This window comes from Myxococcaceae bacterium JPH2, assembly GCA_016458225.1.
GTDB lineage: Bacteria > Myxococcota > Myxococcia > Myxococcales > Myxococcaceae > Citreicoccus.
In genome coordinates this window covers 996,175-1,010,354 of the sequence record JAEMGR010000001.1, presented here as the reverse complement: position 1 = coordinate 1,010,354, position 14,180 = coordinate 996,175, and the positions used below count along the sequence as shown (strand labels likewise).

The 14,180-nt window shown below is 71.5% G+C and carries 7 protein-coding genes; 3 read left to right on the top strand and 4 right to left on the bottom strand.

The window, feature by feature from the left end; translation table 11 throughout:
• Nucleotides 1-21 precede the first annotated feature (21 nt).
• Nucleotides 22-2,355, bottom strand: a complete 2,334-nt coding sequence (locus JGU66_04205; GenBank protein MBJ6759953.1) for an acyl-CoA dehydrogenase family protein — start codon at nt 2,353-2,355, stop codon at nt 22-24.
• A 97-nt stretch (nt 2,356-2,452) separates the two neighbouring features.
• The gene (locus tag JGU66_04200; protein MBJ6759952.1) at nt 2,453-3,148 is read right to left on the bottom strand and encodes an endonuclease III; all 696 of its coding nucleotides are present in this window, start codon (nt 3,146-3,148) and stop codon (nt 2,453-2,455) included.
• A gap of 307 nt (nt 3,149-3,455) precedes the next feature.
• Between JGU66_04200 and JGU66_04195 the strand changes: the two genes are divergently transcribed.
• From JGU66_04195 to JGU66_04185, 3 genes are all read left to right on the top strand, one after another.
• Nucleotides 3,456-9,233, top strand: coding sequence for a hypothetical protein (locus tag JGU66_04195; protein MBJ6759951.1), 5,778 nt, complete (start codon nt 3,456-3,458; stop codon nt 9,231-9,233).
• 57 nt (nt 9,234-9,290) lie between these two features.
• Nucleotides 9,291-10,190, top strand: coding sequence for a CHAP domain-containing protein (locus tag JGU66_04190; protein ID MBJ6759950.1), 900 nt, complete (start codon nt 9,291-9,293; stop codon nt 10,188-10,190).
• Between the two features lie 72 nt (nt 10,191-10,262).
• A complete protein-coding gene (locus JGU66_04185; protein ID MBJ6759949.1) occupies nt 10,263-10,691 on the top strand; it encodes a hypothetical protein in 429 nt (142 codons plus the stop codon).
• A gap of 9 nt (nt 10,692-10,700) precedes the next feature.
• Here the strand turns inward: JGU66_04185 and bla are convergent, their stop codons facing one another.
• Nucleotides 10,701-11,477, bottom strand: a complete 777-nt coding sequence (bla, locus tag JGU66_04180; GenBank protein ID MBJ6759948.1) for a subclass B1 metallo-beta-lactamase — start codon at nt 11,475-11,477, stop codon at nt 10,701-10,703.
• 108 nt (nt 11,478-11,585) lie between these two features.
• Nucleotides 11,586-14,117, bottom strand: a complete 2,532-nt coding sequence (locus tag JGU66_04175; protein MBJ6759947.1) for a protein kinase — start codon at nt 14,115-14,117, stop codon at nt 11,586-11,588.
• Nucleotides 14,118-14,180 lie beyond the last annotated feature (63 nt).

Below are 14,180 nucleotides of genomic sequence, written 5' to 3'. Positions count from 1 at the left end.
CGCTCGGGCGAATCGTTCAGCTCATGGCGCAAGGCGCCCCAGACCAATGGGCGCGGCCAGACAGGTGTCCGGAATCCCGAAGCTGTCCACCAGCGCGACCGCATCCGGGCGCAGCTCCGCGCACAGGCGAACGACCTCCTTGCGGATGGCGCGCGCCTTGGTGCCCTCCAGGTGGCCGTGCTCCAGGAACCAGCCACTGGCAGCTTCCAGACAGGACAAGCCGTGGAGGTCGCACAGGCGCTCCAGCACGTGCCGGAGCGCGACCTGCTTCACGGCGGACACGGCGATGCGGAAGCGCTCCAGCACCACGCGCTCGACATGCGCGTGGGCCAGCGCGAGCAGGTGCGCCTGACATTGGTTGAACGCCTCGAAGGCCTCCACTCCCGAGGCGAGCCGCTTGCGCAGGCGCCGCGCCACCGAGGTGAGCAGCTCTTCCTCGCGGAAGCGCAGGGCGCGGAGCTGGAAGTCGTCATCGCGCAGGTGCCCGCTGTCGGTGCGCCGCGTGGTGAACGGATTGCGGTCCGTCACCGCTCCCGCGGCCCGGTCCAGGATGAGCTTGAGCAAGGTGTGGACGCGGTCGTCCTCGAAGCGCTGGCGGTAGCCCGTCATGAGGCTCTTGGCCACCAACTGCATGAGCACGGTGTTGTCGCCCTCGAAGGTGGTGAAGACATCCGTGTCCGCCTTCAGCGTGGGCAGGCGGTTCTGCTCCAGGTAGCCCTGGCCACCGCACGCCTCTCGCGCCACCTGGAGCGCGTGCGTGGTGTGCCAGGACGCGTGGGCCTTGAGGCCGGCCGCGAGCGCCTCGACCTCCTGCGCATCCTCCTCTGTGCGGTGGACGTAGCGGTCCACCAGGTACTTCAGCGCGAAGTCGAGCGCGTAGGTCTTCGCGAGCAGGGGCACGAGGCGCAGTTGGTGGGCCTGGTGGTCCAGGAGGCGAATCTCGTGCGCTCCAGCGGGGCCGAACTGACGGCGCAGGTCTCCGTAGCGCACCGCGATGGTCAGCCCGCTCTTGGCCGCGCTGAGCGCCGCGCAGGCCACGCTCACGCGCCCCGCCACGAGCGTGCCCAGCATGGTGAAGAAGCGCTTGGAGTCTCCGGGAATGGCGCTGGTGTACTCGCCCGACTCGCTCACCCGGCCGAAGCGGTCCAACAGGTTCGCGCGCGGGATGCGGACGCCGTCGAACCACAGCCGCCCGTTGTCCACGCCGTTGAGGCCCATCTTCTCGCCGCAGTCCTCGATGTGGACGCCGGGCAGCACCTGGCCCTGCTCATCTCGGAGCGGCACGAGGAGCGCGTGGACGCCCATGCGCTCACCGCCGACCTCCAGTTGCGCGAACACGGTGGCCATCCGCGCGTGGCATGCGGCGTTGCCGATCCACTCCTTGCGCGCGGCCTCGGAGGGCGTGTCCACCACGAACTCCTGGGTCGCGGCGTCGTAGCGCGCCACTGTCTCCACGTCGCGCACGTTGGAGCCGTGGCCCAGCTCGCTCATGGCGAAGCAGCCGGGCAGCTCCAGCGAGGCCACGCGCGCCAGATAGTCCCGGTGATGCGGGCGCGTGCCGAGGAAGAGGATGCTCGAGCCGAACAGGCCGAAGTGCACGCCTGCCTTCACGACGAGGCTCAGGTCGAAGAAGGCCAGCGTCTCAAAGGCGGCGATGAAGCCTCCCAGGTCCGCGCCGGCCTCGCGTCCCTCGGGATACGCGATGCGGCCGAGTCCCTGGTCCGCCAGTCGCTTCAGCCACGCGAAGACCTGCTCGCGATAGGTCGTCGTGCTGCGCGTGTCCGTGTAGCGGAAGGCCGGGTCCTTCAGCCACTCGCGCACTTGGGCTCGGATGTGGGGGTACGTGGCGTCCAGCAGCGCGTTCATCGCGACGGGCTCGAAGGACGCGCTGACGGAGCTGGGCGGGAGCGTCGTGTCGGGCACCAGCGCGCGCACCGCTTCCCGGCCGGAGACTCCGAGCGACTCCTCCAGCCCGAGGAGGGCGTGGGTCAGCTCGGGCATGGGCGCGGGGAGGGCCTCGTCTCCCGAGATGACCTGCGCGAGCTGTGCGCCCAGCTCCGCGAGGTTCTGCTGCTGGCTGTGGGTGAGGCGCTCGGCGGTGCGGCGGATGTGCTCACGGAGCAGGGCCAGCTCGCGCGCGGAAGGGGGCATGAGCGGATCCACCCACTTCGCGAGGACCGCGGTGGAGCGCAGGTCCAACCAGCGCTGGGCGCGGGCCGCGGCGCCGAGCGTGCGCAACTCGTCGGCGGTCAGCTCGCCATCCGTCCACGCCATGTACAGCATGGGGACCAGCGGCATGAGGCGGGGGAGGGACAGCAGCTCCTGCGCGGACGGGCGGGCGGCGTCATCCTTCATGGCGTCTCTCCAGGTGGCGAGGTCCGCGCAGTCTGGCCAGCGCGGCGGGCCACCGCAATGGCGGAAGCCGGGGGGGCTGTCCACGGTGATGACGTACTCACCGCGCCGAGGTGACGCCGACCTGCTGGCAATACTCGCGCACGGGACACGTGGAGCAGCGGGGGCGCGAGCCCGTGCAGACATGCTTGCCGAAGGGCACGAGCAGCCGGTTCAGCTCGACCCAGTATGCGCGAGGCAAGCGGGACTCGAGGGCCCTGAGCGTGGCCTCGGGCGTTCGCGTCTCCACGTAGCCCCAGCGATTCGTCACGCGATGCACATGGACATCCACGCTGATGGCTTCGTGGCCGCACGCGATTCCCAGCGCGAGGTGCGCGCACTTGGGGCCGACGCCCTGGAAGGACTGGAGCACGTCCGCGTCGCAGGGGAGCACGCCGCCGAACTCATCGCGCGTGCGCACGGCGAGCGCGTGGAGTTGTCGGGCCTTGGCTTCATGAAACGTGACGGGTTGGATGAGGGCGTCGAGGTCCGGGGTGGAGAGGCGCGCGAGTGCCTCCGGCGTCGAGGCTCGGGAGAGCAGCGCGAGGGAGGCGGGCAGGCTCACTTCGTCCGGCGTCCGGATGGAGAGGATGCAGCCCACGAGCTGTTCGAAGAGGGTGGCGTGGCCTCGCTCGGCCAGCGCGAACATGGCTGCGTCCGCGAAGGCGCGGACCTGTTCGCGGATGCGGGCGAGCACGGTGTCGATGTCGAACGGGCGCTTCGAGGTGTGCGCGCGTGGCTCGGGGGTGGTGGGCATGTCCGGCTCCGTGGGCTCGGGCTGCCTCGAAGGTGGCGATGCGGGTGGGGTGATGCCCGCGCTGATGCTGGCTTGATGGGCGGGCGATGTGGCGAGGGCTGGGCGGGTTGTGCAGGTCCTTGCACAGGTGCCACCGGTGCGATGCGGTCGGGTTGTGCAGGCGAGGCGGGGCGCAAGTTTCAATCCCTTGTGGTTTCAAGGCATTCTTCCTGGCACGTCCGTTGTAGGAGGGGGGCCCATGTACTGTTCCGCATGTCGCCAGGAGCGGCTCGGGAGTGCGAAGTCGTGCGTGATGTGTGGCTCACGCATGGGCTCGCGAACCCGGCCGGTGCTGGAGGCCGAACTGGCCCACGTCCACTTCCTGCTCGACGAACTCCAGCGCTGGGAGCCCTCCGAGGTCCCCGCTCACGTCCGTCGCTTCCTGTCGGAGCGCTACGAGCGGCAAGCGCGCATCCTGCTGTCCGTGATCAGTGAGCTGCCTCCGGAGCCGGTGGCCGCGGGCGCGACGGGGCACGAGGCCGGCTCGCTGAGCGTGGCCGCGCGAGTGGCGGCGCACGAGGTTCGCGCGGGCTTGGCCGACTCCGTGACCGCGGCCGATGCGGCGGTGGTTGCGCGAGCGGACGCGGACATGTCGGGCGCAGCGGGGGCTGCGCAGACGGGCACGGTTGAAGGACGTGTTGCTGAGTCTTCGGGTGAGTCCGCGCGGGCAGGGTGGGACGCGGCGGAAGGTCGTGTTTCTGAGTCTTCGGATGTGTCCGCGCCGGGAACGTTGAGCGCGGCGGATGGGGTTGTTGCTGGCGCTTCGGATGTGGCCGCGCGGAGTGCGGCGGATGAGGTGGACACCGCGTCGCCGGGTGAGTCGGTCGGGGCCGTGAGTGATACGGCGTCGATGCGCGATGTCGCGCAGCAGGGTGACGCTGCTTCGGCAGGGAGGGCGTCCGCGGCCACGACGGGAGCGAACGCCACCGCGCGGGGACTCGGGCAATCCGCTGGAGCGGAAGGCTCGGCTTCGCCGAACGCGCCAGCGTCGAAGTCGGCCTCGGTCGGTGCGGGACAGCAGGTGCCGCGTCCTGGGACTCCTCCGGGGAAGGGCTTGCCGCCTCGGGGCAAGCCGCCGGCTCGGGGAGCAGGGCGCCCGTCCTCGCTGCCCATGCGGCCTGGAGACCCGTTCAGCGAGCCTCCGCAGCCCAAGGGAAAGACGGTCCGCATCGTCGAGGAGGCCTCCTCGTGGAATCGGATGTGGCGGCCGTTCCTCTACGAGAGCATCGCGTGGTTCCTCGGCGCGTTCCTCATCCTCTCGGGCACGCTCTATCTCGTCTTCGAGTCGTGGGCGGGGATGACGTCCGTCACCCGCTCGCTCGTCGTGTTCTTGATGACGGCGGGGTACTCGGCGGGCTTCTCCATCTGGGGCAACTTCCTGTCTCGCCGCGAGGCGCTGCGTCAGCCGGGAAAAATCCTGGGGTTGATCGGCTCGGCGGTGGCTCCGCTGGTGGGGATTGCCCTGGGGCCCATGGGGTTCGGGGATTCGCTCCAGCTCGATGGCGTATCGCCTGTCCTCCTCGTCCCGTTGCTGTTCGGCTGGGCGGGTGTTGCCGCGGTGTTCGCGCGCAAGCCCCTCGAGGCCTTCGACGCGCCATCTCGCCTCCATGTGCAGGTGGCCCTGGTCGCCACCACGCTGATGATGGGCCTGGCGCCGCTGGTGGCTCGGCTGGGTTCGTTCGCTGTCTGGCTCAATGTCCTGCCCTGCGCCCTCTTCTTCCTCCTGTCGCGCAAGGCGCCTCCGACTCCGCGCGAGAGCGGCGCGCTCGCCTTCGTCATCGCGGCTCCGCTGTTCCTCACGGTGGTCTTCGCCGTGCGCCTGCACGTGGCGCTCGCGTCGGCGGAGGTTGCTCCCTCGGTGGGCACCTACGCGCCGTTCGCTGCGTTCGTGCTTGCGACCTGCTTGCGCTTCCGCGATGAAGACGAAGCGAGCGTGGCGGATCCGCTGTCCCTGATCGTGGTGGCCCTTCAGGTGGCGTGTCTCGCGGCGGGTGCCGCGGGGGCCGCGCCGGCCTTGTTCCTCACCGCCGGGGTTGTCACGTGGACGCTGTGGACCCTGGCTCGTGGTCCCATCGAGCGGTTGCCGTGGCTCTATCCCGCGTATGGCGCGGCGTACCTCGCGTATGCCTCGACCGTTGAGTTGGTCCCGGGGCCCGCGCGCTCGCTGCTGGCGGCCATCAAGCAGCGCATGGGCTACGCGCCCGAGAACGTGTTGCCGTTCCAGTACGGCGCCCTCTCCGCGGTGCCCTTCATCCTCGCGGGCCTCGTGCTGGCGGCCCGGGCTCGGTGGCGAGGCGAGCGCACGAAGGAGGCGCGAGACCTGGGGCTCTCGGAGGTGTTGCTGCGCGCCACCGCGGTGGCCATCCCGAGCTTCGTCCTCTACGGACATCTGGGCACGGATGCGCGCCCCGCGTTCTGGGCGGCGCTGAGCCTGTCCCTGGTGGGCCTGGGCGCGGGCCTCTTGCTGGAGCGCTTCTACCTGGTGGTGGTGGGCGCGGCGGTGTTCTTCCTCCTGCCCTTCTCCGCGGTGGGGGCCTACGGGACGGGAGTCGCGTCGGTGGTGTGCGGCGCGGTTGCGCTGGCGCTCGCGGGCGTGAGCACGCTGTGCACGAAGCGCACGCGCACCTTCCTCGCGTCGACCGTGGGGGTGGTGTCGACCATCGTCTTCTTGCTGGGCGGGTTCGCGGGCTCGGGCGTCGCCGAGGTCGTGGGCATGGGCCTGGGTGGCACGGCCGCGCTCGTGGCGGCGTGGACGGTCCGCAGCGAGCCGGCCTTCGCGTTCGCGGCGTTCCTGCTGGCCGCCACGTTGCCGAAGCTGGCCTTCATGCACGGCCATCGCACGGTGGCTCCGGTGATGGCGGCCGTGGCGCTGGGGCTCGCGGTGCTGGGCGAGCGCGGTGGCCTCCTCAAGCGGCTCGGTGTTCCGGCGGTCGTGTATGCCGTCGTGGCGTTCATCTGGGGCATGACCGCGCAGGTGACGCTCCTGGGCGCGGTGGTGCTCGTGTGCGCCGCGGCCGTGGCGGTGGCGTCGCGCAGCTTCCCGGCGATTCGGCCGCTCGCGGTGGTGATGGCCGCGTTCGCGCTGTTGCCTGACATGCCCTCGCTGTATCGCCCATGGCATGGCTGGATGACGCCGTGGATGTCTCAGGCGCTGTTCGCCGTGTGGGCCCTGGGCAGCTCGGTCCTCTCCGCACGCCGGGGCCGCAGTCCGAGCACCATCGCCGCGGGGCTCGTGGCCTTGGTGTTCCCGCTCTGCGCTGTCGCGGTGGGTGCCACGGCTCGGATGGAGTGGCACCTGCTGGCCGCCGCGTTCGTGGCGCTGCTCACGTCGCGCAGCCTGCATCCGTCGCTCAGCCTCGGCATGGCCACCGTGTACGCGGTGGCGGGCCTGACGGCTTCGGGCCCCGTGGCGCTGCTGGGGTTGGCCACGGTGCTGGCGGTGCTCGCGGTGCTGGAGGAGGTGCCCGCCGTGCTGCGCGTCGCCGCGGGTGGTCAGCGCTTCGCGTGGGTGGGGACGCTGGGCTCGGTGGGCGTGCTCGCGCTCGCCACGGTGCGCTGGAGCGACTCCCGGCTGACCCTGTTGATGGTGGGGACCAGCCTGTTGCCTCTCCTGTGGACCCGCGCGACGCGGCAGCCGTTCTTCGCGAGCCTGATGGTGGTGTTCTCGCTCGCGGGCATCATGGTGGTGGGGCACCCGCTCGAGTGGGCCTCGGGCTTGTCGTTGTTCGTGCTCCTGCTCGTGCGCGCCGTGGAGCATGTGCCCGCGGCGTCTCGCGCCCTGCTGCGGTCCACCGATGAGGCGCCGCGGCGCGCGTTGTCCTTGTGGATGCAGGTGCAGCTCGGCCTGCTGGGCGCGGTGCTGTGGATGGTGCCCTGGTCGTCTCCCCTGGCGCTCATCCTGGTCGCGGTGTCGCTCGCGCTGCTGCCCGGACCGCTCCCGTCGCTGCGGGTGTCCGGTGCGGCGCTGCTCGTGCTCACCGTTCCTTCGGCGCGGCCGTTCGCCACGGTCCTGCTCCTGGGGCTGGCGTTGGCGGAGCACCATGTGTCCGCCGCGCTGCATCGCTTCTTCCGCGCGCCTCGGGATGGCGCCTTGCGGCCCGCGGCCGTGGGCATGGCGTTCGTGCTGACCGTGCTGCCGGCGGCCGAGTCGAGCACGCCTTGGGCCATCGCGTCGGTCGCGGGCGTGCTGCTCGCGGCGGCCTTCCTGCTCTCGCAGCGGTGGTTGTTGGCGGCGGCGGTGGTGGTGCTCGCCTGCGCGCCGCTGGGAGAGACGGCTGACTTCGCGCGCGGGGTGTGGCGTCCCGAGGCGGGCCCGTGGGTGTTGGGTGTGGCGCTGTTCGCCGCGTTGCTCGCCGCCGTGTGCCAGTCCGAGTCCGTGCAGGGCGCGCTCTCGCGGTGGTCCGAGCGGCTGACGCCGGGCTTGGAAGACACCTGGAGTGAGCCGCTGTGGGTGGGTGGAGCGCTCGTGCTGGCCGGGGTGGTGGTCACGCGGCTCCTGGCCGAGGGGCCGGGCGCGCTGACGCCGATGATGGCGGGGATGGCGGCGCTCACGGCGCTCGTCCTGATGGTGACGCGCACGCGGTGGATGGCGGGCGTGGCGCAGGGGTTGTTGGCCGCGTCGATTGTCGCGGCGGTGCCGCTGCTCTGGGCTCCCGCCGTGCTCGGGGGCGCGGGGTTGGTGTTGTGCATCGCGGGGCTGTTGCTGGACGCGCGCGACATGGAGGTGGGCGAGGTGCTCCACCACGGCGGGTGGGTGCTGGCGCTGCTGGCCTTCGGTGGGCTGAGGGACCCTCGCCACTCGAGCCTCCCGCTGTGCCTGGCGTTCGGTCTGGGCTGTGCGTGGACGGTGGTGGTGCGGCGCCGGGAGCGGGAGTGGGTGGGGTGGCTGGCCTCGCTCGTGGCCGCGCATGGCGCGTGGGTGCACCTGGGCGCGGTGTACTCCACGGGCCGAGGCCCGGAGTTCATCCTCCCGTACTTCGGCGCGTCGAGCGCGGTGCTGGCCACGGTGGCGTTGCTCGTGGCGAGCGAGCGTGAGCGCGGTCGGATGGGCCAGCTGTTCACGCTGGTGTCGCTCACCGAGCTGGGGCTGGGGCTGATGTGGATGGAGGTCGCGGGCGGCGCGGTGCGCGAGGCGCTGGTGGCCTCGGGCTCGCTCGCGGTGCTGCTGTTCGCGCTGGTGCACCGGGCCGTGACGAAGCGTGACGAGGTCTTCGCGTGGCTGGCGCAAGCCGCCCTCACGGTGGGCTACCTGTGCGTGCGGCGCATGGGGCAGGGCGCGGTGCCGGGCATGGAGGACAGCCTCGCGGCGCTGGTGGGAGGCGCGCTCTTCAACGGGCTGCACGCCTTCGCGATGCGCGAGGGCGCGGACCTCCCGGCCTTCCGGCGGCCCGCGTTGGTGGGCGCGTACCTCTTCCCCGTCCTGGGGTTGCTCGCGGTGCCGTGGGCGTCGTCGCCGCTGGTGGCCGCGGCGCTGCTCGTGGGGCATGCCGCCCACTTCGCGGCGCTGGCCACGCATCCGGAGCGTCGAGGACTCGCGTCGCTGGCGTCCGTGGTGGCCTTCAACGCGGCGCTGGTGTTGGTGTGGTTCGGGACTGGCGTGGGCCAGCTCCAGTACTACGCCATCCCCGCGGGCCTCTCGCTGCTCGCGCTCCTGCGCGTGTTCCGCGATGAAGTGGAGGAGGACACCTACGCTCGCCTGCGCGCGGTGGCGGCGTCCGTCATCTACATGGCCGGCGCTTGGGAGCCGCTCCAGTTCAGCAATGGGAGCGCGATGATTCTGTGCGTCTTCCTGTGTCTGGTGGGCGTGGGCGCGGGCATCGCGCTGCGGATCCGCTCCTACGTGTACCTGGGCACCGGCTTCCTGGTGACGTGCGTGGCCGCGAACCTGGTGCGCTTCGGCATGCGCGACCACCGCGTGGGCGCGGCGTTCCTGTCCTTGCTCGGTTTGCTGGTGGTGGGCTTCATGGTGCTGCTCAGCGCGCACCGCGCGGCTTTGCTCCAGCGGTACGAGCGGGTGAAGGACTTGCTGTCCACCTGGGAAGGTTGAGCAAAGTTGGACGTGCAACGGTCCTAGGAGGTGAGGTTGAATGCGCCCGCCTCACCCCTGGGAGGAAGTCTGTTGAGCCGTCCGAGCCTGCTGGTCCTCATCCCGCTCTGTGCCCTCGTCGGCTGCGCCACCGTGCGGCCGGTTCCTTCGCCCGAGGTCGCGCTCCAGGTCCCACCGCCCGTGCAGGCTCCCTCTCCCGCGGAGACGCCTGTGTCGACCGTGGGCGAGCTGGGCGCCAAGGTGGAAGAGGCACCGCCTGCTGAGCCCGCTCGCCCGGTGGCGACGCACGCGGAGGCCGTGGCGTCCGACACGCAGGCGCTGCTCCAGCCCGTGGCCGGCGTCATCTCCGCCGCGCTGGAGGCCGCCACGCTGTTGACGGGGCCCGCGAGCGGCACCGGCCGGTTCTGGGATGAGCTGCTGACGCACACGGCGCCCGGGCTGCAAATCGTGAAGCGCGCGACGCAGCTCGTGGGCGTGCGCAACCTGGGCCGCGTCAGCCGCGGAGTGCCCAATGACTGCTCGGGCTTCGTGCGACTGGCGTATCTCCAGGTGGGCATCGACCTGGTGGCGCACGGCTTCCTCGCGGGCGAGAACGCGGTCTCCGGCATCTTCCGCCGCGCGTTGGAAGTGGGCTCGGTCCACCGCCAGAACCCGAACCCCGGCGACCTCGTCTTCTTCCGCGAGACGTATGACCGCAACCGCGATGGCAAGCGCAACGACGGGATGACGCACATCGCTGTCGTCGAGGGCGTGGATGCCGACGGCACCGTCACCTTCATCCACCGCGGCAGCAAGGGCGTGGCGCGCGGTCGGATGAATCTGTCCTTCCCCACCACGCATCGGCTCGCGTCCAACGGCACGGTGCTCAACGACTTCATCCGTCCCGCCGCCAAGGGCAGTCGCGCCTACCTCGCGGGCGAGCTGTTCGCGGCCTTCGCGTCGCCGGGCGGCCTGTAACCTTCCAGCCTGTCTGTGTCTGCACTCGTGGTGCGTTTGAAGAGGCAGGGCCTGACACCGTAATGAGGTGTCATGCGAATCCCCCTGCTTCTCGGTGTGCTGCTGGTGGGTGGCTCCGGCTGCATCGTGGCCCGGCCCGGTGGTCCCGTGGTCGTCCATCGTCCGGGCCCCTCGCGGCCACCGCCTCCGCCGCCCTCCCGTCCCTCGGCGATGTCGTACGACGAAGCCGTCAACCTGGGGTGGGGGCAGTGCCGCTCGCGCGGCTATGACTGCCAGCTCCAGGAAGCGCACCTGACGGGCAACAACGTGTGGAAGGTGAAGTTCCGCGCCTTCGCGCAGGGCGGCAAGGGCCACCTGCACCTGGACTACGACGCGTACTCTCGCAACCTGCTCCGGGTGGACGACAAGGTGAAGGGGCGCGGCGACTGGGACGACGACGACGATGACGACCACGGACGTGGCCGCGGCAAGAAGCGCGGCCACGCGAAGTGGGACGACTGAGTCGCGCGCTCAGGGCATCGCGGTGCGCAGCAGCGTATCGGTGTGCGTGAGCAGCTCGGGTCCGCCGGGCTGCCCATGGCCTGGCACCACGGTGCGCATCGCGGGGAAGCGCTCGCGCAGCGCGGTGAGGCTCGCGGGCCACGCGGCCAGGTTCGCGTCCTTCGTGTTGCCCAGGTCCTGGGCACTCGCGTCCTTCACCGCGCAGCCCCCGAACAGGATGCCGCTGGCCGGATGCCACACGACGAGGTTGTCGGCCGTGTGCGCGGCGCCCGGGTGGAACAGCTCCACGGGCGCCAGGCTCAGCGCATGAGCGAACGTGGTGGTGGGGATCGGCTGCTCATGTGAAGCGGCGAGCCGCGCCGTCTCCTCCAAGCCGTAGACGGGAATCCCCCGCGCCGTGAGCGCGGGGATGCCCGAGGTTCGATCCAGGTGGAAGTGTGTCACCACGGCCGCGCGCACGGGGCGGTGCAGCGTGTCCCGAGCCCACGTGAGCAGGTGCTCCGCCTGGGACACGTCCCAGCCTGTGTCCACCAGCACGGAGGTGGCGCCCTCTTCGATGAGCAGACCGTTGGCGGGTGCGTCCGGGAACGCGGGCGTGAGCGTGACGTGCAGCCAGACGCCCGGAGCGATGCGGCGCACGCGCACGTCCGGAGCCAGCACGATGTCTTCGGCCGCGACGGGCTCGGTCGCGGTGGAGGAGGGCGCCGCGGTGGGGACGGACGCGCAGGCCCAACTCAGCGCGAGCAGGGGCCAGACGCAGAGCGAGCGAAGGGACAACGAGGACATGGAGGCTCCGGGACCAAGGCGCGCGGGCAGCGCGCGGTGCTCGGCCGTGTGCAATGCGCGTACCTCGTGAATGCGCCGCGAGGTGTGGCGCAGGAGCCGCGCGGGCGCTCAGCCGGACTTCTTGCGGAGCTGGCGCAGCGCGTCCTCGGCCTCGTCGTGGCCACAGCTCTTCAGGCCCAGCAGGCCCTTGTCGCGCGGCTGCTCCGTGAGGCGGGTGAGGGCGGGGATGGCGTCCGCGTCTCCCAGGGCCGCGAGTCGCCGTGCGGCCCGCGCGCGCACGCCGCAGTCGCGGGACTCCAGCGAAGCCGAGTACATCTTCACGAGGTTGAGCCCCTCGGTGTGCTGCGAGGCTTCCAGGTAGCGCAGCGCGCCCCACTGGCGAGCGGAGTACTTCTCCGCGGCCAGGTCCTCGAAGCGCGCCAGGACATGCTTCTCGGGGAGCGAGTCGAGCAGTCGGCGCAGGCCGCGATCGCTCTCGGACTCACCGAAGTCCTCGGCCAGCCCGTCCAGCACCCAGTCGCGCACGTCGGTCCGGTCCGCTTCGCCCAGCGTGGCGAGCAGGTCGTGCTCCGGATCATGCTTCCCCAGGGCGTGCATGGCCGCCGCGCGCGCCTGCTTCACGGAGGGGCTGGACTTCTCGGGCTCGGCCAGCGCGTTGAGGCGCTTGAGGGCCTCGGCGGGCTTGCCCTCCGCGAGCAGTGCGCGCGACTGGACCACCGCGTCGCGCGAGTGCACCACCCACGCGATGCCGCCGACGAGGAGCACCGCCGCGCCCGCCACCGCGCCGAGCTGTCGAGGTTGGCGGCGCAAGTGGACGGCGAGTTCACGCAGGCGCCCAGGCAAGGTGCGCAGCAGCTCTTTGAAGGGCACCGCGCGAGCGCGCGCCACGCCAGCGGAGAGCACCGCGAGGGCCTGTTCGCGAATCGCGATGAGCGGTGAGGGCCGGGGCTTGGAGGCGAAGCGCTCGCCGAAGGGGGCTCCCTCCGCGGCGCGCACGCAGCGATACAACTGGAGCTGCTCCTCGCGGCCGGGCAGGGGGATGGTGCCGCACGGGTCGGCGGGAGCCTCCACGCGGTTGCGGGCCAGGTTCACCGCCTCGGTGAAGGTGACCTCGCCCGCGGAGGCCACGTGCTCCACGGCCTTCACGACCTCCATGGGCTCGCCCATCACCGAGTCCTGGGTGACGAGCACCTCGCCCGCGTGGAGGCAGACGCGCACGTGGAGCTGCTGCTCGGCGGGCACGGTCTGGTTGTGGCGCCACAGCGCATCCTGCATCGCCATGCCGCACAGCACGGAGGCGGTGGGCGAGCGGAACACGACGAGCAGCGCATCGCCGCGCTTCTGGATGAGCCGGCCGTCATGCTCGCGCACGAGCGGCAGCAGCAGCCGGTCATGCGTCTCCAGCATCCGCGCGTTCTCTTCGTGCGTCTGCCGGCTGGTGCGCTCGGTGAAGCCCTGCAGGTCGGTGAGCATCACCGTGAGGTTCTGCGGCTTCGCCACCAGGGCGGATCCGCCCGTCACCGCGGCGTTGCTTCCCGAGGGGCGCGTGCCGAACGCCGCGGTCCCCGAGCGTCCCGAGGGCGCGGGGGCCTGCGAAGCGGCGGGGGCGGGCGTGGTGCCGAACACGGCCGTCCCCGAGCCCGGCGTTATCGGCATCGAGCCGGCGCCACCGAACATGGCCGTGCCGCTCGGAGGTGAAGGCACGGCCGCGCCCGCGCCGAACATGGACGTGCTGGACGCCGGCGTGTGGCTGCCCGAGGGCGGTGACGCGGTCGCGGGCGACAGGGACAGCAGCGCCTGATGCGCGGCGGTGAGCGCGTCCGCCAGCTCATGCGCGGACTGCACGCGGCGGGAGGGGTCCTTCTCCAGCAGGCGCATCACCAAGGCCAAGAGGCCCACGGCGCGAGACAGCCCGGGCGCGGCGCGGTCCAGCGGAAGGGGCGCGGCGGAGGCGTGCTGCGCCAGATAGTGGCGCGGCGCGGGGCCATCGAAGGGGAGGCGCCCGGACAGGACGCGGTAGCACAGCACGCCGAAGGAGTAGAGGTCGCTGCGCGTGTCCACCCGCGCGCCCACGGCCTGCTCCGGCGAGAGGTACTCGGGCGTCCCGAGCACGACGCCAATCTGGCTCAGGTTGCTGGCGGCGTCCGGCTCCACCAGCCGCGCGATGCCGAAGTCGAGCAGTCGGGCCTGTTCGCCGCGCCCGCCCTGGGAGACGAAGACGTTCTCCGGCTTGAGGTCGCGGTGGATGATGCCCTTGTCGTGGATGGCGGCCAGTCCCTCCGCGAGCTGCTGCAGCAGCGGCAGCGCGCGCATCGGAGCGAGCGGCCCCGCATTGAGCATGTCGTGGAGGCTGGTGCCCTCGACGAACTCCATCACCAGACACGCGGCGTCGCCGGACTCGCCGAAGTCGACGATGCGCACCACGGCGGGATGCTCCACCGCGGACAGCAGGCGCGCCTCGCGCTTGAACCGCTCGGCCATGCCCGCCTGCGCGTGCAGGTCGTGGTGCAGCACCTTGATGGCGACCTTGCGGCCCAGGGAGACTTGCTCCCCCAGGTAGACTTCGCCCATGCCGCCGGAGCCCAGTGGACGGAGCACCCGGAAGCGACCGTCGAGCACGAGGGAGTCGTTGGCCAGCACGGTGCGACATCTTGCACGGCTTCGGTTCGTTGCGCACCGCGTTCTATGGGGGCCGTGAAAGGG